This is a genomic window from Deinococcus peraridilitoris DSM 19664, from assembly GCF_000317835.1.
Classification (GTDB): domain Bacteria; phylum Deinococcota; class Deinococci; order Deinococcales; family Deinococcaceae; genus Deinococcus_A; species Deinococcus_A peraridilitoris.
Genome location: NC_019789.1, coordinates 19,878 through 38,970 on the forward strand (window position 1 = coordinate 19,878; position 19,093 = coordinate 38,970).

Annotated in this window: 18 protein-coding genes and 3 pseudogenes; 13 read left to right on the forward strand and 8 right to left on the reverse strand. The window is 62.3% G+C overall.

The annotated features are described in order from the left end of the window. The 5 genes from DEIPE_RS18785 (at nt 1) to DEIPE_RS18805 (ending at nt 5,331) form a co-directional block, all read left to right on the forward strand. Nucleotides 1–1,017, forward strand: a complete 1,017-nt coding sequence (locus DEIPE_RS18785) for a FecCD family ABC transporter permease (protein ID WP_015231171.1) — start codon at nt 1–3, stop codon at nt 1,015–1,017. Between the two features lie 23 nt (nt 1,018–1,040). Further along, nucleotides 1,041–2,051, forward strand: a complete 1,011-nt coding sequence (locus DEIPE_RS18790) for a FecCD family ABC transporter permease (RefSeq protein WP_015231172.1) — start codon at nt 1,041–1,043, stop codon at nt 2,049–2,051. A gap of 414 nt (nt 2,052–2,465) precedes the next feature. Beyond that, complete coding sequence (locus DEIPE_RS18795; RefSeq protein ID WP_015231173.1) at nt 2,466–3,386, forward strand: ABC transporter substrate-binding protein; 921 nt, start codon at nt 2,466–2,468, stop codon at nt 3,384–3,386. 25 nt (nt 3,387–3,411) lie between these two features. Beyond that, on the forward strand, nt 3,412–4,314 hold the full coding sequence (locus DEIPE_RS18800) for an ABC transporter substrate-binding protein (protein WP_015231174.1): 903 nt from the start codon (nt 3,412–3,414) through the stop codon (nt 4,312–4,314). A 144-nt stretch (nt 4,315–4,458) separates the two neighbouring features. Then, entirely contained in the window at nt 4,459–5,331 is an 873-nt protein-coding gene (locus DEIPE_RS18805; protein ID WP_015231175.1) for an ABC transporter ATP-binding protein, read from the forward strand. Nucleotides 5,332–5,409: 78 nt separating this feature from the next. Here the strand turns inward: DEIPE_RS18805 and DEIPE_RS18810 are convergent. Continuing rightward, nucleotides 5,410–5,763 (reverse strand): annotated as a pseudogene (locus DEIPE_RS18810) (IS1 family transposase); the annotation flags it as partial. Between the two features lie 59 nt (nt 5,764–5,822). Continuing rightward, a complete protein-coding gene (locus DEIPE_RS25560) occupies nt 5,823–6,131 on the reverse strand; it encodes an IS1/IS1595 family N-terminal zinc-binding domain-containing protein (RefSeq protein WP_041231764.1) in 309 nt (102 codons plus the stop codon). 104 nt (nt 6,132–6,235) lie between these two features. Here DEIPE_RS25560 and DEIPE_RS22570 point away from each other — a divergent pair, with 104 nt between their 5' ends. Next, nucleotides 6,236–9,277, forward strand: coding sequence for an EAL domain-containing protein (locus tag DEIPE_RS22570; protein ID WP_015231178.1), 3,042 nt, complete (start codon nt 6,236–6,238; stop codon nt 9,275–9,277). 417 nt (nt 9,278–9,694) lie between these two features. On the opposite strand, the gene DEIPE_RS18825 is transcribed toward DEIPE_RS22570, so the two are convergent. Then, nucleotides 9,695–9,922 carry a tyrosine-type recombinase/integrase gene (locus DEIPE_RS18825; RefSeq protein WP_041231765.1) on the reverse strand — a complete coding sequence of 76 codons (228 nt, stop codon included), beginning with the start codon at nt 9,920–9,922 and terminating at the stop codon, nt 9,695–9,697. Between DEIPE_RS18825 and DEIPE_RS25070 the strand changes: the two are divergent. Further along, nucleotides 9,848–10,053, forward strand: a pseudogene (locus DEIPE_RS25070) (IS3 family transposase); the annotation flags it as partial. The gene DEIPE_RS18825 and the pseudogene DEIPE_RS25070 sit on opposite strands and share 75 nt — an antisense overlap. 30 nt (nt 10,054–10,083) lie before the next feature. Here DEIPE_RS25070 and DEIPE_RS22575 read toward each other — a convergent pair. Together DEIPE_RS22575 and DEIPE_RS25315 are read right to left on the reverse strand one after the other, a co-directional pair. Next, nucleotides 10,084–11,922, reverse strand: coding sequence for a sensor histidine kinase (locus DEIPE_RS22575; RefSeq protein ID WP_015231179.1), 1,839 nt, complete (start codon nt 11,920–11,922; stop codon nt 10,084–10,086). Between the two features lie 79 nt (nt 11,923–12,001). Beyond that, nucleotides 12,002–12,346 carry a transposase gene (locus DEIPE_RS25315; protein ID WP_342663295.1) on the reverse strand — a complete coding sequence of 115 codons (345 nt, stop codon included), beginning with the start codon at nt 12,344–12,346 and terminating at the stop codon, nt 12,002–12,004. Between the two features lie 86 nt (nt 12,347–12,432). Between DEIPE_RS25315 and DEIPE_RS18840 the strand changes: the two genes are divergently transcribed. After that, a complete protein-coding gene (locus DEIPE_RS18840) occupies nt 12,433–12,663 on the forward strand; it encodes a recombinase family protein (RefSeq protein WP_041231767.1) in 231 nt (76 codons plus the stop codon). A gap of 23 nt (nt 12,664–12,686) precedes the next feature. Here the strand turns inward: DEIPE_RS18840 and DEIPE_RS25565 are convergent. Both DEIPE_RS25565 and DEIPE_RS18850 read right to left on the reverse strand, forming a co-directional pair. Next, nucleotides 12,687–13,898, reverse strand: a pseudogene (locus DEIPE_RS25565) (IS3 family transposase). 46 nt (nt 13,899–13,944) lie between these two features. Then, on the reverse strand, nt 13,945–14,229 hold the full coding sequence (locus DEIPE_RS18850; RefSeq protein WP_083865895.1) for an ATP-binding cassette domain-containing protein: 285 nt from the start codon (nt 14,227–14,229) through the stop codon (nt 13,945–13,947). A 136-nt stretch (nt 14,230–14,365) separates the two neighbouring features. Here DEIPE_RS18850 and DEIPE_RS18855 point away from each other — a divergent pair, with 136 nt between their 5' ends. After that, nucleotides 14,366–14,848 carry a heavy metal-responsive transcriptional regulator gene (locus tag DEIPE_RS18855; protein ID WP_015231181.1) on the forward strand — a complete coding sequence of 161 codons (483 nt, stop codon included), beginning with the start codon at nt 14,366–14,368 and terminating at the stop codon, nt 14,846–14,848. Between the two features lie 130 nt (nt 14,849–14,978). After that, complete coding sequence (locus DEIPE_RS18860; protein WP_015231182.1) at nt 14,979–15,314, forward strand: four-helix bundle copper-binding protein; 336 nt, start codon at nt 14,979–14,981, stop codon at nt 15,312–15,314. A gap of 50 nt (nt 15,315–15,364) precedes the next feature. On the opposite strand, the gene DEIPE_RS18865 is transcribed toward DEIPE_RS18860, so the two are convergent. After that, nucleotides 15,365–15,676, reverse strand: coding sequence for a GNAT family N-acetyltransferase (locus DEIPE_RS18865; RefSeq protein WP_015231183.1), 312 nt, complete (start codon nt 15,674–15,676; stop codon nt 15,365–15,367). Between the two features lie 237 nt (nt 15,677–15,913). Between DEIPE_RS18865 and DEIPE_RS18870 the strand changes: the two genes are divergently transcribed. From DEIPE_RS18870 to DEIPE_RS18880, 3 genes are read left to right on the forward strand one after another with little or no spacing between them, the layout of a single operon-like run. Next, nucleotides 15,914–16,249: a heavy-metal-associated domain-containing protein gene (locus tag DEIPE_RS18870; RefSeq protein ID WP_015231184.1), complete on the forward strand. Its 336-nt coding sequence runs from the start codon at nt 15,914–15,916 to the stop codon at nt 16,247–16,249. Further along, entirely contained in the window at nt 16,144–18,459 is a 2,316-nt protein-coding gene (locus DEIPE_RS18875; protein ID WP_157449084.1) for a heavy metal translocating P-type ATPase, read from the forward strand. Before DEIPE_RS18870 ends, DEIPE_RS18875 begins: the two co-directional genes overlap by 106 nt. After that, nucleotides 18,449–19,009: a DUF7482 domain-containing protein gene (locus DEIPE_RS18880; protein ID WP_015231186.1), complete on the forward strand. Its 561-nt coding sequence runs from the start codon at nt 18,449–18,451 to the stop codon at nt 19,007–19,009. The genes DEIPE_RS18875 and DEIPE_RS18880 overlap by 11 nt, the downstream gene beginning before the upstream one ends. The last annotated feature ends 84 nt before the right edge of the window (nt 19,010–19,093 follow it).

Here is a 19,093-nt window from a genome sequence, read left to right on the forward strand (position 1 = left end):
GTGAGCGTCGCCCAACCGATTCCCACACGCCGCTGGACGGCCCGCACCCTCGCCTTTACCATCAGCCTGATCGTCCTTGTCCTCGGCCTGATCGCCTCCATCGCCCTTGGTGCCGCCAGCATCCCCTTCGGCCACGTCGCCGAACTCCTCGTACACCCGAACGACACCAGCGAAAGCCTCATCATCTGGACCCTGCGCCTTCCACGCGCCCTGATCGCGCTGCTTGCCGGCGGCGCCCTCGGCGTCGCCGGCGCACTGCTGCAAGGCGTGACGCGCAACCCCCTCGCGGACCCCGGCATTCTCGGCGTGGAAGCCGGCGCCGCCCTCGCCATCCTGCTGATGGTCGTGTTCTTCCCCACCCTCGGCGCCGCCGCGTTCGTCCCGCTCGCCTTCGCTGGTGGCGCCGCCGCTGCTGTCCTTACCTTCAGCATCGCCACCGGTGTCGGTCTCACTCCGCTGCGTCTCGCGCTGTCCGGGGTGGCCGTCGCCGCGTTCACCGCTGCCGCGTCACGTGCGGTCCAGATCCTCTTCGAGGACCGCGCGCAAGCCGCGCTGTTCAGCCTCGCCGGGTCCGTCGCGAACCGCACCTGGGAACACGTGCAACTCAGCGCTCCGTGGGTGCTGACCGGCTTGCTCACCGCGTTCCTCGCGGCAGGCCGCGTGAACCTGCTGTCCCTCGGTGAAGACGTCGCACGCAGCCTCGGCGTGAACGCCGCCCGGAACACCCTCGTCCTCACCGCGCTCGCGGTACTGCTCGCCGCGAGCGCCGTCAGCGTCGTCGGCCCCATCGGTTTCGTCGGCCTCGTTGCGCCACACGTTGCGCGCGGCCTCGCCGGACCAGATTACCGCGTCGTGCTCCCCCTCAGTGCGCTGCTCGGCAGCGCCCTGCTCGTCTGGGGTGACGTCGCCGCCCGTCTCGTCGACCGACCAAACGAAACTCCGGTCGGCATCCTCATCACCGCCCTTGGCGCGCCGTTCTTCGTGTATCTCGCCCGCCGCCTCGGAAAGAGTGACTGAACGGCGCGCACCCTCAGGACATCATGAAAAGCACCCCACTCGACCAACTAAGGCGCACCATCGCGCTGCTGCCTTTGCTCAGCGTCCTGCTGCTCAGCGTGAGCGTCCTCGCGCTCGGGCTCGGCGCGGTCCGCACCCCACCCACCGAGGTGCTGCGCGTCCTCACGGGCGGCGGCGATGAACTCACCACGCGCATCCTGCTCGAATTGCGCCTGCCGCGCATCCTCGTCGGCGCCCTCACCGGGGCGATGTTCGCCGCGAGTGGCACCGTCATGCAGGGCGTCATCCGCAACCCGCTCGCCAGCCCCGACCTGGTCGGTGTCAGCGCCGGTGCCGGACTTGCCGCGACCATTTTGCTACTGCTCGTACCGAGCGCACCCACCTGGGCGCTCCCTTGGGGCGCGTTCCTCGGTGCATGGCTCGGCTTCGCCGCCGTGTACCTCCTCGCCCGCAAGGGTGGCCGCGTTGCCCCCGTCCGCCTCGCCTTGATCGGCGTCGCCGTCGCCGCCGCCCTCGGCGCCACGCAGAACCTCATCCTCATTCGCGCTCCCGATGGGATCGGCGGCGCCCTCGCGTTTCTCACCGGTACTATCTACGGCGCCGACTGGGAACGCCTCACGCGCGTCCTTCCCTGGGCGCTTATCCTGCTCCCACTCAGCCTGCTCATCACGCGCCGCCTCGACGTCCTCGCGTTCGGCGAGCAGGTCGCCACCAGCCTCGGCATCCGCGTCGAACTCGCGCGCGGCCTCGCCCTCACCATCGCTGTCGGCCTCGCTGGCGCCGCCGTCACCGGTAGCGGCATTCTCGGCTTCGTCGGGCTGCTCGCCCCGCACCTCGCGCGTCTCCTCGTCGGCGGACTGCATGCCCGCCTGCTGCCCGTCGCCCTGCTGCTCGGCGCGATTCTTGTGATCGGTGCGGATACCCTGGGTCGTGCTCTCCTCCCACCCATCGAGATTCCCGCTGGGATCCTCACCACCCTGATTGGCGCGCCGTACTTCCTGTGGTTGCTGCGCCGCTCCGCCCGCACTTCGTAAGTCGAATTCCTGAAGTACCGGGCGTGGCGGCGCGAGGAATTGACTTACTCAGGCTTAACAGTTGAAGCCGTGACGTCAAGATAAATGAGCGAATCAGGCTCGCGCAGGCTTGACCTTCAATCGAGTAGTCATTACAATTCGGAAAAACCGAGTAATCCGCTCGGCTTTATAAGATCTGCGACGCCATGTGAACGAAAGGACTCTCTAATCCGAAAACTGCTCGTGGTTCCGGCCGCCCTTCCCGGTGGCGCTCTCGCCCAAGACGCGAACTACGAAGGCCGCCTGATCAAGCACGCGATGGGCGACACCTGCGTCCCACAAACCCAAAACGCGTTGTGCTCAACACCGGCGAACTCGACAGCACCTCCCCAAGTCCAACCGACTTGACCCACCCGCTTCACGAAAGCAGGAGCCATGAAACACCAATTGATCCTCACCGCCAGCCTGACCCTCACCACGGCCTTCGCGCAGAGCAGCCAGACCGTCAAGCACGAACTGGGCAGCACCGACATCAGAGGTACCCCCAAACGCATCATCGCCCTGGAAAACTCCTTTATCGACGCCCTCGCGCAGCTCAACGTAAAGCCCGCCGGGGTCGCTGACGACGGCTCCCCCCTTCCGCACCTCGCGGCGTACGTCAAAGGCGTCCCCACCGTCGGCACGCGCAACCAACCCAGCCTCGAAGCGATCCTTGCCCTCAAACCCGACTTGATCCTCGCCGACCTCGAACGACACAAAAACATCTACCCGCAACTCGCGAAAATCGCCCCCACCCTCGTCCTGAACTCCTACCGTGGTTCACGCGACGAACTCCTCGACCAGTTCTCCCTGATCGCGGACCTCACCAACAAGGACGCGCAAGGCAAAACCCTCCGCGAAGAGCATCAGCGGCTCTTCGCGAAAACGAAGCTCCTCACCAGCAAGAAGGCCGGTCCGACCGTCATTGGTGTTCTCGCCCCCAACGGCTTCTGGGTGCACTCCGACAAAAGCTTCCTCGGCACGTTGATCAAGGACCTGGGGCGCGACAATCCGGTCAGCCCGCAAAAGGATACGCAGTTCGTGATGAGCCTCGAAGGCCTCGTCGCCACCAACCCCGCCTCGATCATCCTGCTGCGCAATCCCGGAGAAGTTACCCCCCTCGACCAGTGGAAGACCAACCCGTTGTGGCAAAGCCTGCCCGCCGTGAAAGCCGGGCAGGTATACGAGTTCAACCGGGACCTTTGGGCCAAGGGGCGCGGCGTGATCGCCTTCAACAAAATGCTCGCGCAAGCCACCGCCAGCGGGTACCTGCAAGACCAGCCCGCCAAAGCAAACTTCGTCGATCAAGCCAAGTAAGCCACCTGAACGAAAGAACCCTCTGATGCACAAACTGCTCGTGACCACCCTGCTCGCCCTTCCCGGTGGCGCCCTCGCCCAAGACGCGAACTGCGAAGGCCGCCTGATCAAGCACGCGATGGGCGACACCTGCGTCCCGCAAACCCCCAAACGCGTCGTTGTGCTCGACACCGGTGAACTCGACAGCACCCTCGCCCTCGGCGTGAAACCCATCGGCGCCGTCACCGCCCTCGGCGCCGGCTTCCCCAGCTACCTCAAAGGCAAAACCGACGGCATCACCGACGTCGGTACCATCGCCCAACCCAACCTCGAAAAAATCCTCGCCCTGAAACCCGACCTGATCCTCACCAGCAAAATTCGCCACGGCAACATCTACGAGCAACTCAGCAAAATCGCCCCAACTGTCATGGCAGAAACCGTCGGCGTCGTCTGGAAGGACAACCTCAAACTCAACGCGAAAGCCCTTAACCGCGAAGCCCAGGCGAACAAACTCCTCAGCAATTACTACGCGCGCGCGAAGAAACTCCAGGCAGGCCTCGGTCGGGACCGACTCAACACCGAGGTGTCCATTGTGCGCTTCGTGCCCGGCCAGACCCGCCTGCAACAGAAAGCCAGTTTTATCGGCACCATTCTGGAGGACGCCGGCCTCAAGCGCCCGAAATCGCAGGACAAGGACGCTTTCATGGAAGTCGCCACGCCCGAACGCATTCCGGACATGGACGGCGGCGTGCTGTTCTACAGCACGTACGGACCGGCGCAGCAGACCGATCAGCAGCTGTACCTGCAGCACCCCTTGTGGAAGCGCCTGAACGTCGTGAAGGAAGGCCGGGTGCATGCGGTAAATGACGATTACTGGTTCCTCGGCATCGGTGTGATCGCCGCAAACAAAGTCCTCGACGACCTCGAACAACACCTCGGAAAACGCTGAGAACGACAAGCTGTGGGCGCACTGGCAGTTACTCGCGCACCCATTTCGCTGGGCCGCTGCGAGTGCAGTGAAAAGCACAACACACGGAACGCGCTCGCGCTTGCATTCCGGTTTCCAAGAGTGTTCCTCACAGACGAGGGGGTTATGGTGTCTTCTACCGTGTCAGAGTTCGCTCCGTTCACTCCCACCCGGCCCGGAGCGCTCAGCACCCGCACCCTCAGCCTCCGCTACGGCACTCGGCGCGTCATCGAGGACCTTGATCTCACCCTGCCCGGCGGCGTCACCACCATCATCGGCGCGAACGGCTGTGGGAAAAGCACCCTGCTGCGCTCCCTCTCCCGACTCCTCAACCCCGAGAGAGGCAGCGTCCTCCTCGACGGGCACGACCTGCACCGCCTCCCCACGAAGGTCGTCGCGCAGAAACTCGCTATCCTCCCCCAGGGTCCCAGCGCGCCCGAGGGCCTCACCGTCGAGGAGCTCGTGTGGTTCGGGCGTCACCCCCACCAGGGCATGTTCGCGCAGCGCAGCAAAGAAGACCGTGACATCGTCGCGTGGGCGCTTGACCACACCGGCATGCGCGTCTTCGCCACCCGCCCGCTTGAAAACCTCAGCGGCGGGCAACGCCAACGCGCCTGGATCGCCATGAGCCTCGCCCAGGGCACCAGCACCCTGCTGCTGGATGAACCCACCACGTACCTCGACCTCAGCCACCAACTCGAAGTCCTTCACCTCGTCCGGCGCCTCAACGAGGAGGAAGGCAAAACCATCATCATGGTCCTCCACGACCTCAATCAGGCCGTCCGCTACAGCGACGAACTCGTCGCCGTCCAAGGCGGGAAAGTCTACGCTCAGGGCCACCCCGCCAGCATCATGAACAAGCAGCTGCTGCGCGACGTGTTCGGCCTCGAAGCCCACCTCCTTGAGGATCCCGACACCGGCAGACCCTACGTCATCCCGTACGGCATCGCCAGACGGTCAAGTTCCGAGGGGAAGCCTGACGGTGGGAAGGCCGTTTGACGCTTGGTTCACATGCGCACTGGCTCAGCGACACTGTGGGTATTCATCGTTTTGTCCGCATCTCAGCTGGTAGTGGGTTCAAGGTAATGACGCGTTGTAGCGGTGAATGAAGAGCCAGACCAGGGTTTCGAGATGATGCTGGTTACGGCTGAAGGACAAGGATTTGCGCACCAGATGGGCCAACCTCGCCCTCAGCGTGGCGTTGAAGCGCTCAATATGCTGGGTCCCACCAATTCTATGCAGCCCACCAAAGACCACACTCTGGTAGGCGGCCAGACGGTCCGTGCGACACTCCGCGCTCAAGTACGCTGTGGGCAGGCTTTGCCACAACCCGTAAGCCCCCAGGACGTCCCGCTGGCCCACAAAGCAACCGACGATCTGGCGTGTCGCCCGGTCCATGGCCAACCAAATCCAAAGGTCACGTGAACGCCGACCGACGAAGGTGCATCATTCGTCGCACTCCAGCACCCGTTGCGGAGTATGGGCCTGCGTCAGGCTTTTTTTGCGCTGACCACCTCATCCTCGACCCTGTGCACCACGAGCTTCTGGAGTTTCTTGAGGTGCAGGCGTAACCAGCTGCGACTGACACTGCTCACCCGGCAGATGCCCCGATGGGAGAGGCGTTCGCTGAGCAGGCGATCGACCAGGGCTTCTTGTTCAGGGGAAATGCGATGCCAGCTGGCTTCGAAAGTGAATTGATAGCCGCAGGCTCGGCAGAGAAAGCGCTGCTTGCCACTCTTGACGTGGCCGTTCTTGACGACGGAGACCGACTGACAGCGGGCACAGCACGTCGTGTTCATACTCCATTCAACACCCGTCATCCTCTTAAAGCCACTACCTCCAGGGAGCCCGGTGTAAGAGCCGTGTGACGTTAACGGGACTACGATTGACTGGCGTACAGCCCATGGGAACCCAGCCTACCAGCATCGCCATCATCTCGGACTTCGTGTTCTACTACTACCCGACGCGCCTCCTCGCCGGCATCCAGTCGGTTCTGAAGCAACGGGGGATCACAAGTACCATCTACCAAGGTGGCGAACTGCGGTCGGAGGGGCATCTCTACCGGAAAGCCAACGACATCTACCAACTCATACGACGCGAGCAGCACCAGGGACTGATCCTCTTTTCCCAAACGCTCAGTCGCAAAGACACGTCAGATGAACTCCTCCAGTTCATTGAGCCTTTCGCGGACCTCCCAATGGTAAGTATCGGCCGCTCCATACCCGGCGTGCCGAGCGTGTCCATCGACAACACTCCTGGAATGCAAGCCTTGATGGAACACCTCATCAAGGAACGTGATCACCGGAACTTCGCATTTGTCCGCGGGGTTGTCGGGAATCTCGATTCCGACGAGCGCGAGTGGATTTTCAAGGACGCACTCGCCAAGCACCAACTGCCCTTCCACCCAGGGTTGATTCTCAACGGGGACTACGACCCGCAACATGCGTACGCCGAAGTCACGCGATTCCTGAGCAGCGGAGCTCAGGTGGACGTGATCGTTTCCGCGAACGATGAAATGACCGAAGGAATCACGCGGGCTTTACGCGAGCGGAACCTCCGGATTCCTGAAGATGTCGCCGTTGTCGGGTTCGACGACAGTGATGACTTCCGCAGCGCCGTTCCTCCGCTCACGACTGTACGGCAGCCTTTCTTCGAGCAAGGACGCGCAGCTGCCGAGGCGCTCCTCGCCCTGATCGACCACGGCAGCACTCCTCTCGAGGTGCGCCTCGACACGCAGTTGATCATCCGGCAATCCTGTGGCACGTCATCGAGAACCGCCCTCAAGCCACAGCACGTAGCGCCGTCCTTGGATACACAAGGGTGGAGTCATGCGCCGCGCGAACAACAGCAAGTGTTCGAATCCCTTTACCAGGCCACACTCGACCCGAGCAAACGAGCAGAGTTCCTCCTATTCTGGAAGAACAGCATCACTACCTCGCTTCAAGCTCATTCTGACGTTAACTCCTGGTTCGACATCCTGCAGTCCGTCAGGGAGAAACTCAGACCCACACTGTCCGGAGACACCCGCGCGGATTTCGATGACTTACACGCGTCCGCACTCAGTATGCTGTACAGCGCCCTCAAAGGGACGCTCACGAGTAGGCGCGCCAGGGAGTCCAGCCGCGCCTACCTGATCAGTCAGATGTCCGCTGCTCCCACATTTGAAGAACTGCTGAAGGGCGTGGACGAGTACCTGACGCACTACGGGATGCAGAGTTTCGCGCTGGTCTTCTACGAGCCTTTTGGACCTACCCCGGCGAACGCTGCGCGGGTGGTGCTTGCGCGCGGAATGCCGTCTCCGCCTGCCGTGGGGATGTTCAACCCGCGCGGCATGCTCCCTGATGTCATGCGTGCCGAACTGGCTCGCAGGAACCTGATGGTGGCGCCACTTTACACCTATGACGTGCATTACGGGTATGTGGTCTACGAACGACCAAACCAGGTGTACTTCGATGATGAGACACCGTTACGGACCGTGATCAACGCTTTAGCGCACTTCAACGAGAGAACGGCGGTGAAGCAGTACGCTCAGAAACTTGAGCATCATTCGGACATCCTGGAACAGGAAGTGAAGGCGCGCACTCGGCAGCTGGAAGATGAAATTTTGGAGCACCAGATGTTGGCCCGGCGATTGGACCACCAAGCGAACCACGATCCCCTCACGGGACTTCCGAACCGCACCTTCTTTACTGAACGGCTCGCCTACGCCATTAGACAAGCGGAGGTGAGCGGCTACTTCACCTCGTTACTCTTCGTGGACCTTGATGATTTCAAAGGCATAAATGACACCCTCGGGCATGACGTGGGGGACAAGGTACTCATCACCGTCGCGCAGCGCCTGCAGGGCTGTGTACGCCAAGAGGACTTGGTCGCCCGCGTCGGAGGCGACGAGTTCACGGTGATCCTTCCGTTGTCCGGGGTGGGCGAGGCGACCGCCGTCGCGCAGCGGATACTCTCCGCGTTCGCTGTGCCGTTCGAGGTGGGAAACCGTCAGTTTTATCTGGGCGCTTCCATCGGCATCAGCGTCTCCCAGGAAGCTGGGCTGAATGCTGGTACACTGCAACGGCACGCGGACATGGCGATGTACCGAGCAAAGCATCGCAAGACCGGGTACGAGGTCTTCGAACCGGACATGAACCGGCGTACTCTTGAACGCCTGCAACTGGCCAGTGACCTCCGCAGGGCCGTTGAACGGCAGGAACTCGAACTGCATTACCAACCGCAAGTGCGGTTGCGTGACGGTGAGTTGATCGGTGTGGAAGCTTTACTGCGTTGGCGCCACCCTGAACGCGGCATGATTTCCCCTGCGCAGTTCATCCCCCTCGCAGAGGAAACGGGATTGATCGTGCCGCTTGGAGCGTGGGTGCTGCAAGAGGCGTGCCGACAAGGCGTGGAGTGGGCAAATCAGGGGCACGCTTCCTTCCGGATAGCTGTAAACGTCTCCGCGCTGCAATTCGAACGGGATGACTTCGTGAGCACAGTTTCTGCATCCCTCGCTTCGACGGGCTTCGCTTCTGAGCGCCTGGAGTTGGAGCTCACCGAAAGTATCGTGATGCGCGACGTGCGCGAAACCACGATCCGGATGGAACACCTTCGTCAGCTTGGGGTGTCTATCGCAGTCGATGACTTCGGCACGGGTTACTCGAGCTTGAGTTACCTGCAACGCCTGCCATTGAACGTCCTGAAGATCGATCGTTCGTTCGTACAGAACTTGAGGGACGCAGAGAACGCTCTTCCGGTAGTGAAAGCCATCGTTGGACTCGCCAATCACCTCGGCTTGAGTACCCTTGCGGAAGGTGTCGAGACGGACAGCGAGTTGCAGCTGCTGCTGGACGTGGGCTGCGATTTCGCGCAAGGGTACCACTTTGCGCGGCCATTACCACCAGGGGAAATACTCGCTTTTTTAGAGCAACAAGCGCGGAAAATGATTGAACGGCACCATTGAAGAGTCCGGGGTAAGTCGGGCAGTTGCTCCAGACTTCACCAATCTAATTTCATTTGAAATGGGTGTGATGGCTTGGAGCTTCCGGTGATGATCCTGATGGGGTTATGGCTGTTAGTGGTTAGTCCGCAAGTGAGAGCCATCAGCTGCTGTGATAGGACTGGCAGAGCGCCTCGTACGTCAGCACGAACGCGCACCCCAACTGAGCGATAGCGATTCAGCTCCTTGAGCTTTTGCACTCGGACTGATTTTGCTCCTGCTTTGAAGTTCACCTTTGGATTGCTGAATTGAAGGACGACGCTGAGGAGGGCGCTCAAGAATACCTCCGTTCGAGCGGTCGCCAGGAATGAACTTCAGGCTGTTTACGTGGCTGTATGACAGCTACCAGCGCCCGATGCCGCGCTTGAGGTTGTCATCAGATCATTTGGCGTAAATGCGTGTGGTTTCGAGGGTGCTGTGTCCCAGGTGCCGTGCAGCGTCGTCCAGGCTGAAGCCTTCCCGAACGAGGCGGGTGCCAGCGTGGTGCCGCAGGGCGTGGAAGCCTTTGTAACTGACGCCGGCACGGCGGCATACAATGCCGTAGTCGAAAGCTTCTTCGCCTGCTCGAAGCGGGAGGAAACGGATGGCGCTGACTATGCGTCCCGGCATGTTGCGCAGCAGCGGATTTTGTCTTTCTGGAGGTTTGGTACAACCGCCAACGCCGCCACTCCACGCTTGGTTATCTCAGCCCAGTGGAATTTGAAGCCCTCCATCTTGCCAAGCAGCTGGCCGCCGCTTAACCTCAAGTGCGCAAAACCGGTACAACCTCATCAGGAGTCTGGCAGCGAAAACGAGAACGCCGCGCCCTGACCTGGCTGGCTGTGCGCCCACACCCTTCCCCCATGGCGTTCCACAATCCTCCGTACGTTCGCCAGCCCAATTCCCGTTCCTTCAAACTCATCGGCCCGGTGGAGACGCTGAAACACCCCGAACAGCTTATCGGCATACTTCGGATCAAAACCAACCCCGTTATCGCGGACCGTCACCACCACAGCCTCCGCGCCTTCCTCCGCCCGCACTTCGATGACAGCACGGTCACGCTTCCCTGAGTACTTCAAAGCGTTCGAGAGCAGGTTGGTCATCACGGCCTTCAGCAGCGCCTTGTCCCCGCGAACCACAGGCAGGACAGACACCCTCCAATCGACATCACGACCCACCATGTCAGGTTCGAGTTCAAGGATCACGGTTTCCACCAACTCATTCAGGTCGACTGCCGTGACGTTCAACTGCTCCCGACTGAGACGCGAGAAGGCGAGCAGGTCGTCAATCAGCTGGTTCATGCGAATGGTGGAAGAGCGAATAACACTCAGGTACCGACGGGCTGTACCGTCATCGGTTTCCCCGAGGCGCTTTTCGAGCATCTCGGCGAATCCACTCACGTGCCGGAGTGGGGTGCGCAGATCATGCGAGACCGAATACGAAAAAGCGTCGAGTTCCTCATTGATGCGTTCGAGCTCTTCGGTACGCTGCGCGACGCGTTGTTCCAGCGTGGCATTCAGCTCCTGCATCTCCTGTCGTTGCCGGTCGCGCTCGTCGAGCAGCTCACGCAAGGCCAGCGAAAGCACCGCCGCTTCGGTGTAATGCCTCGTGACTGGAATCTGTACGCCTTCCCCGGAACGCAGGCGGTTCGCTGCCACGGACATAAGGCGTAAAGGGCGCGCCAGGTAGCCCGCGGCGAGGACGCCAAGCAGCGTGAAGGCCACGGCAGCGAGGATCCCCAGGAGGACAATTCGCTGCTGGAGCGCCCGGACGGGCGCGAGGGCGGTCTGCTTGTTTTCTCGGACGAGGACCTGCCAGCCGAGACCTGGATAATCCAAGTGGCCACGTGTGGCGCTATGCCCAACCAGGTACTCCTGGCCGTCCAGCCGCTCCACAGCGTCAGCCGTCCACCGGTCACCGGACCCTGGTGGCTGAGGGTAAGCGCGTCCGACCAGTGCTGACGGTCCGAGAAGCACCGTGCCATCCTGAGCGAGGACCAGCGCTTCGACGTGATGTTCTCTCGGGGTGGACTCCAGCAGGGCCCGCTGGGCGTTCTGCGCCCAGGACCAGCTGAGGTGAGAGCCGAGCACACCCACGAAGCGGCCTTGCAGGTCGTATACGGGTGTGCTGACATCCACGAAGCGAGGTGGAGAGCCGTCATGGCTGGCAATGTGTTTGGCGAGCAGCAACGCTTCGTGCACGTCACTCACGCTGGCGCGTTGTTTTCCTTGCTGGAACCAGGGTCGGGCGGAGACGTTCGCTCCTTCGAGCAGCGCGCCGGTCGCGACACGGACTCGACCGTCGGGATCGGTCAAACCAATCCAGGCGTACGCAGGGTAAGTGACCTGCAGTTTATCGAGCAGGGCACGCTGGAACCTTGGATTCGCGGAGGGTTGACGGATGACTTCGAGGGTACTGATGACTTGCAGTTCGCGGTAGCGTTCGTGCATTCCGCGGTCGAGCGTCAAGCTGAGCTGGTACGCGAGTTGCTTCAGGGAGTTGTGGACGTCCTGCTCGACTTGCCGGGCGGCAAGGGTTCCCACGGCTGCGGAAAGGAGGAAGGTGAGGAGCAGCGTGATCAAGGCGATGGTGAGCGCCAGGTGCGTCTGGAGGGGAGCGAGTTTCGGCATGAACGTTGGGCTCCGTCGGGCTGCGTTGAGGCTGAATTTAAGGAGGTGTACGGGCGTTTGTGGGCCGGGGGTCCGGGAGTCACCGGACGGGCACGCGCCCTTCGAAGACAATCGTAAACACGTTTAGCGCTGATCGCCAATCCTTCACGGGCATCGACCACTCGCTCGACGCTCGTTGAATCGCCAGGAACAGCACCTTCAAAGCGCTTTCCTCATTCGGGAACGACCCCCTGGTCTTGGTGACCTTGCGCAGCTGAAAATTCAAGGACTCGATGGCCTGATTACAAACGACATTTTCTGTTTTGTTCGGCCTGCCCGCCTCAAGTTGCGCGCCTGGCAGCCGGCAAGAAGAAGATCGACACAAGGAGGTGGTTATGCCACGCCAAGCGTCGATCAAGCAGCCCATCCAGATCCAACGGACCATTGTCGAGCACCCCGACCTGCGGAAACTCGACCGGGCCTATCAGTTCCTGACGCAGTGGGCAACCCAGCCTCCCCAACGGGAGGTCAATGATGCGAGTAGCCCTGTACGCCCGAGTGTCAAGCAGCCGCCAAGTCCAGACGCAGACCATTGAACAGCAACTCGAACGCCTTCAGAACACAGCGAACGAGCGCGGCCACCATGTCGACGCCGACCACATCTTCCGTGACGATGGACTGAGCGGCGCCCGCCTCAACCGCCCTGGCCTCGATCGGTTACGTGACCGCGTCACACAGCACGACGTGGACCTCGTGCTCTGAAGTTGCAAGGGTTTGGTGGAGGGTCAGTTCATGCTGAGGGCTTGCTCCTCGAAGGCCACCGGCGAGCGGTAGCCGAGCGATGAATGACGACGTAGCCGGTTATAAAACACCTCAATCCACTCGAACACCTCACTGCGCGTCTGGGCGCGAGTTCCACGGGCCTGCCGAAGATCAAGTTCCGTCTTCAAGGTGGCGAAAAAGCTTTCCTGCACAGCATTATCCCAACACTCCCCTTTGTTGCTCATGCTCTGCACGGCTGCCAAGCGCTCCAAGGCTTGCCAGTACGCGTCGCTGGCGTATTGACTCCCCCGGTCGAGTGGTGGAGCAACCCTGCCCCAGGGTTCCTCCGCTGTCTGGCCATGTTGAGCGCGTCGATGACCAGCGGCGTGTGGAGACGCTCGTTCAGAGACCAACCGACAATTCGCCTTGAGTACAGATCCATCACGGTGGCCAAATACAACCAGCTCTCTGTCGTGGGAAGGTAGGTGATGTCCGTCACCCACTTCTGGTTCGGGCCGTTCGCCTTGAAATCGCGGTCCAACACGTTCTCCGCGACTGGGTGGGTGTGTTTTGACTTCGTGGTGGTGCGGAACTTTCGCTTGCAGCGAACCTGGAGTTTGGCTGCCTTCATCAGGCGCCCGATTCGTTGGCGGCTGACCATGAGTCCCTCTTCGGCCAGGTCTTCCTTGATCCGGGGTGTCCCGTACGTTTCCCGGCTCCGCTGATGGTAAGTGATGATTTTTGCCGTCAATACACGGTCTTTTTGCACTCGATTGCACTCCGGCCTTCTCCGCCAGGCGTAATAGCCGCTCAGACTGACCTCCAGCACCTCGCACATCAGTTCCACTGGGAACGCCTCCTGGTGCTGATGGATAAACGCAAAGATCAGCTTTGTTTGGCGAAGAAGCGGGCAGGCGTCCAGGGGGGCGTCCGTTCTGCCCAAGACAGGCCAGTGCTTTTTTCAGGATGTCCCGTTCCTGACGGGTGATTTCCAGCTCACGTTCGAGCTGCTTGGTCCGGGCTTCCTGTTCAGAAAGAGCCATGACACCACGCCCTGTGAACGCCGGGCGTCCTGTAGCAGCCTGGGTCTCCTGCTGCTTTTTCCAGCGGGCCACGTAATTCGGGGGAACACCCAGGTCGCGGGCGATCTCGGCACAGCTTTTCCCTGTAGTTTGAACCAGTCGGACGGCTTCCTGCTTGAACTCGGCTGTGTACTGCTGCTTCGGGGTTACCATATCCGTCTCCAGTGTGGATCACACTGAACTTCCCCTCCACAAAACCCTAGCAAGACCAGCCGGCGAGTATTTTCACGGTGGTGCTTTTCCCGGCGCCGTTCGGGCCGAGGTACGCGACGCTCTCGCCCGGCTGGATGCTGAAGGTCACGTCTTTCACGGCGTGCACCATGCGATACTCGGGGTTGAGCAGATCCCTGAAGGCTCCACCCAGCCCCGGGCGTTTCTTGGGAACGCGGTAGGTGCGCTTCAGGTGCTCGGCGTGAATGATCGGGGAGCTCAAGGGCTCGTCCTCCACCTGGATGGTCGGCTCGGCATCATCGGAGTGTCTCATTCGCTGATTTGCTCCAGGGTGCGGGAAACGCAGGGGTTTGTTCACGGGTGCTCCTCCTGTGACGCGGCGCACACCGACACGCTACACCTTCCAGTAAAGTGGAAAGTCAAGAGGCTTGCATCCCAGGGAGGACAGCATGAGCACCACACGACCAGAATGCCTGCGCATCGGGGAACTCGCCCGCGAATTCCACCTGAACCCGAAAACCATCCGCTACTACGAGGACATCGGCCTGCTGCCCACACCCGAGCGCAGCAAGGGCGGCTTCCGCCTGTACGGCCACGCCGACCGTGAACGCCTGATCTTCATCAACAAAGCCAAAGCGATCGGACTCAGCCTGGAGGAAATTGCCGAGCTGCTCTCGGTGCGCAAGTCCGGTGGCAAGCCCTGTAAGCACCTGCTCGGCCTGCTCGACCATAAAGTAAAACTCCTCGACCATCAGATCCGCACCATGACCGAGTTCCGCCACGAGCTGATCCGCCTGCGTGACGAGAGCGTCATCGCCGACGAATGCGACGGGAAAATCTGCGCCATCGTGGAGCGCTACGAAGCCCCGCGAGGAAATGACGGCGTGAGCAGCCATGAGCGGGCTTTGTTGAACTTCAATCGCGAGTCTTAACGTTCCCTCAACTTGACCTTCCATTCGAATGGAAGGGGTAAGTTCAGGCCGGCCGTGAGGTACGCGGCCGGCCAACCTGTTGTCAGGAGGTTGACCGACAGCCCCTCAATCACATCCACAGGAGGACCCAATGACGAACCAAGCAACGATGGAACAGTGCATCCAGGAGTGCTACAACGTCGCGCAGCTCGCCACCCGCTGCGCCGAACACTGCCTTGAGGCGCAGAACGTGCAGGACATGAAAGCCTGCATCCGCCTCTGCCATGACTCCGCGGCGATCACGACCGCCTGCGCGGAAATGATGATCCGCGGCTCCCAGTTCGCTCCTCGCGCCTGCGGCGTCTGCGCCGAAGTGTGTGACGCCTGCGCTGAGCAGTGCGAGCGCATGGGTGACGACGACATCATGCGCCAGTGCGCCGAGGCCTGCCGTCGCTGCGCCGACCTTTGCCGTCAGATGGCCGCGTAAGTCACGCCGCCTCAAGCGCTCCCAGGAGTTTCCCGTGTGGAACTCCTGGGTTACCCGTCGCTCAGGCCGTACTCGGCGCGTTGCCGTGGGTGGACGAGCTCCACGTACTCACGGTGACGCTGAATGAACGCCGCCATGAACGGACAGGCTGGAACCACGCGTTGGCCTTGAGTGCGGGCGTCATCCAGCACGTGCCGAGCCAGGGTGCTGCCCAGCCCCTGGCCTTCGAACCGATCGTCGATTTCCGCGTGTGGCAGCACGACAACGTTGCTGATCAGCTGGTACTCGAGGAAGCCAGCCAGCTCCCCGTCGTGAACCAGCTCGTACCGCTGCTGATCGGTGTTGTTACGAACTTCGGGCATGTTCAGGCTCCTTCCAGTGAACGTGCAGGTGGCCATGCTCAAGCTACACGTTCCACTCGAATGGAGAGTCAATTTCACCGGGCTTCACCGTTCACTGCGGCTTACCTCTCATGTTCGCACTGCCCTTGAAATGACGGCTCGCTCGGCGAATCGTTCCTCAGGCACTTGAAGTTCCAGTCGAGAGGAGGTTCTACCGTAAGGGTGACGTGCTGGGCCACACCCCGGCAAGGAGGAACCATGTCGGAGAAACTGACCTTCAACATCACCGGCGAACAGACCATCCACTGCGCCGGCTGCGTGCAGCGCATCGACACCGCCCTGCACCGGCTGCCCGGCGTGGAGAAAGTCTTCGCCAACACCCAGACGCAACAAGTGAACGTCACCCACGACCCCACCCAAGCCACCCCGGAAGACGTCCGCGAACGGCTGGAACGCATGGGATACGACGTCACCCAGGAGCGCAGCACATGGCCGCCCCCCCCGGCCCCAACCGGAACGCACGAACCAACGAACCGGACGCGTTCGCGCATCAGCACGACACCGAGAAACTGCAACTCAAGATCGGCGGGATGAGCTGCTCCTTCTGCGTCAGCAGCATCACCAAGGCGGTCGGCCGCATGGACGGCGTGCAGGACGTCAACGTGAACCTCGCGCACGAGGAAGCCCTGATCGAGTACCGCCCCGGCCAGGTCACCCCCGAAACCCTCAAGGAGACGCTGCTCGACCTCGGCTACACCGTCCGGGACGCCCAGCAGGTGCGCACCATCGAGGAAGAGGAAGCAGAAATCCGCGCCGAACGCAACAACCTGCTGCTCGCCGCGGTGTTCACCATCCTCTCCCTGATCGCAGTGATGGGCCGCTTCATGGGCATGCCGATGACCCCGGAACTCGTCACGTTCATGTACTGGCTGATGCCGACCCTGGCGCTCGCCACGGTGTTCGGACCTGGCTGGCACATCCTCACCATGGCCTGGGCGAGCATCCGGCGCGGCATCCTCAACCAGCACGTACTGCTGGAATTCGGCGCCTTCGCCGGCCTGACCGGCGGCTTCCTCGGGTACCTCATCCCGAACTTCCCCCTCGTCGACTTCTTCGGGGTCGCGGTGTTCATCACCACCTATCACCTGCTGTCCGGTTACGTGTCCCTGCGCGTCCGCACCCGCGCGTCGCAAGCGGTCCGTCAATTGCTGGCGCTCGTCCCGCCCACCGCGCGCGTCATCCGCGACGGACGAGAAGTCGAAGTGCCCCTCGCGGACGTCCGCCCGGACGAACGCGTCCGCGTGAGGCCCGGCGAAAGCATTCCCGTCGACGGCGTCATCACTGAGGGCGCGTCCGGCGTCGACCAGAGCCTCGTCACCGGTGAGAGTATTCCCGTCGAGAAACGCCCCGGTGATGAAGTGATCGGCGGGTCGATCAACCAGTCGGGCGCGCTGCTGGTGCGCGTCACGCGGGTCGGCGCAGAGAGTTTCTTGCAGCAGGTCGCGCGGCAGGTCGAGGAAGCCCGCGCCCTCAAGCCCGCCATCCTCGCGCTGGTCGACCGCATCCTGGTCGTGTACGTCCCCGTCGTGCTGAGCCTCTCCCTGCTGGCGTTCGTCATCTGGTCCGCCGGAGCCTGGCTGTTCGCGGGCGAACCCTTGTGGACGCGCGCGATCTTCGCGGCCCTCGCGGTGCTGGTGATGGGGTACCCCTGCGCGCTCGGCATGGCGACGCCACTCGCGATGATCCGCGGGGGCGGCATGGCCGCCGAGCGGGGCATCCTGATGCGCTCCGCCGAAGCCTTCCAGGCGCTCAAGGACGTGAAGCGCGTCGTGCTCGACAAGACCGGCACCATCACGCTCGGCCAGCCCGCCGTGGTGGACGTCGTGCCGCTCGGCAAGTTCGACCGCGCCGACATCCTGCGTTTCGCCGCGGCGCTGGAAAGCTCGTCCGAGCATCCCCTCGCCCGCGCCGTCGTGAACGCTGCGGAAGCGGAGCACACCGAACTTCCCCCCGTGCAGGACTTCCATTCCGTCGCGGGCAAGGGCGTCACCGGCACCATGAACGGGCAGCGGGTCCGCGTTGGCAGTCCCCGCTTCGTCGGGGAGGGCGGCGCGCTGGAGCGGGCCACGTCCACCATCGAGGCACTGCAAGCCCGAGCGAAGACCGTTATCGCCCTGGAAGTGAACGGGCAGCCCGAAGCGCTGATCGCCATCGCCGACCAGATCAAGCCCGACGCGCATGAGGCCATCGAGCGCCTGTACGACGCAGGGCTCGCACCCATCATGATCACCGGTGACAACCACCTCACCGCCCGAGCCGTCGCCGAGCAGGTCGGCATTCAGGAGTTCCAGGCGGAAGTCCTCCCGCAGGACAAAGCGGACGCCGTGCGAGAACTGCAACGCCAGGGGCACCGCGTCGCCATGGTGGGCGACGGCATCAACGACGCGCCCGCCCTGATGCAGGCGGATGTCGGCATCGCGACTGGCGCCGGCACCGACATTGCCATCGAGTCCGCGGACGTCGTGTTGATCGGTGAGCGCCTCACCGCCGTCGTGGACGCTTATCACATCGGCCGCGCGTCCTTCCGCAAAACGGTGCAGAACCTCACCCTGGCCTTCCTGTTCAACGGAATTGGCGTGCCGCTCGCGATGACCGGCCTGGTACACCCCGCCTGGGCCATGGCGGCGATGCTCGCCAGTGTCAGCACCGTCCTCCTCAACTCTTTCGGCGGGAGATTGCTCCCAAAGCGAAGGAATTCCTCTCCCCGGCCATCACACTCTGAAAGGAAAGCTCATGGCGCGTAACCTGATCGTCACCACCATCGTTGCCGTTCTCATGGCGGGCTTCGTCCTCGCGTACCTCGCGCTCAACCCCGCGGCCGCGCAAGGCGGCATGGGGGACATGGGCGGCATGACCACCAGCGAGCACACCATCCCACCCGTGCAGGGGTACGCGGCAGGCGAGAAGATTTTCTTCCTGCACACCGAAACGTCCGACCCGCAGGTCGCGGAGATGCTCACCAGCATGATGGGCTCCCCAGTGCTGGTCGTCCCGGCCCTCGCAAAAGTTCCCAAGGAAGCCCTCGCCGACCTCTACGTGTTCACCAACGGCCTGAAGGGCGGCGGGCCTCTCGGCTTTCAGCCGGACGTGTTCGACCGGCCCCCGGGCGAGAAAGGCTACTCACCGCTGCGCGCCCTGAACCAGGTCACCTGGAAGAACCCGGGCCGGGCGCGCGTGCTGAAGTCCGCTGAGGCAGTCCAGCAGGACGCCCAGCGTGGAGAAGTCACCCTCAAACGCACGGGCATCGTGGTGAACACGCCGTTTGTCACCTGGCCACAGGGCGGGCACCGCTAAGTAGCTCCCGCTTGCATTTCCGATCTTCCGCTTCACTTCAGCTCTCCAATTCCAGCGGGAGCTACGCTGTCCCTGCTCCCTCCG

Bases quoted from the DNA above. Each gene is read 5' to 3' on its own strand.
- DEIPE_RS18790 (WP_015231172.1), top strand. From the start codon at position 1,041: ATGAAAAGCACCCCACTCGACCAACTAAGGCGCACCATCGCGCTGCTG.
- DEIPE_RS18795 (WP_015231173.1), top strand. From the start codon at position 2,466: ATGAAACACCAATTGATCCTCACCGCCAGCCTGACCCTCACCACGGCC.
- DEIPE_RS18800 (WP_015231174.1), top strand. From the start codon at position 3,412: ATGCACAAACTGCTCGTGACCACCCTGCTCGCCCTTCCCGGTGGCGCC.
- DEIPE_RS18805 (WP_015231175.1), top strand. From the start codon at position 4,459: ATGGTGTCTTCTACCGTGTCAGAGTTCGCTCCGTTCACTCCCACCCGG.
- DEIPE_RS25560 (WP_041231764.1), bottom strand. From the start codon at position 6,131: ATGAACACGACGTGCTGTGCCCGCTGTCAGTCGGTCTCCGTCGTCAAG.
- DEIPE_RS22570 (WP_015231178.1), top strand. From the start codon at position 6,236: ATGGGAACCCAGCCTACCAGCATCGCCATCATCTCGGACTTCGTGTTC.
- DEIPE_RS18825 (WP_041231765.1), bottom strand. From the start codon at position 9,922: ATGCCGGGACGCATAGTCAGCGCCATCCGTTTCCTCCCGCTTCGAGCA.
- DEIPE_RS22575 (WP_015231179.1), bottom strand. From the start codon at position 11,922: ATGCCGAAACTCGCTCCCCTCCAGACGCACCTGGCGCTCACCATCGCC.
- DEIPE_RS25315 (WP_342663295.1), bottom strand. From the start codon at position 12,346: ATGGTCCGTTGGATCTGGATGGGCTGCTTGATCGACGCTTGGCGTGGC.
- DEIPE_RS18840 (WP_041231767.1), top strand. From the start codon at position 12,433: ATGATGCGAGTAGCCCTGTACGCCCGAGTGTCAAGCAGCCGCCAAGTC.
- DEIPE_RS18850 (WP_083865895.1), bottom strand. From the start codon at position 14,229: ATGAGACACTCCGATGATGCCGAGCCGACCATCCAGGTGGAGGACGAG.
- DEIPE_RS18855 (WP_015231181.1), top strand. From the start codon at position 14,366: ATGAGCACCACACGACCAGAATGCCTGCGCATCGGGGAACTCGCCCGC.
- DEIPE_RS18860 (WP_015231182.1), top strand. From the start codon at position 14,979: ATGACGAACCAAGCAACGATGGAACAGTGCATCCAGGAGTGCTACAAC.
- DEIPE_RS18865 (WP_015231183.1), bottom strand. From the start codon at position 15,676: ATGCCCGAAGTTCGTAACAACACCGATCAGCAGCGGTACGAGCTGGTT.
- DEIPE_RS18870 (WP_015231184.1), top strand. From the start codon at position 15,914: ATGTCGGAGAAACTGACCTTCAACATCACCGGCGAACAGACCATCCAC.
- DEIPE_RS18875 (WP_157449084.1), top strand. From the start codon at position 16,144: ATGGCCGCCCCCCCCGGCCCCAACCGGAACGCACGAACCAACGAACCG.
- DEIPE_RS18880 (WP_015231186.1), top strand. From the start codon at position 18,449: ATGGCGCGTAACCTGATCGTCACCACCATCGTTGCCGTTCTCATGGCG.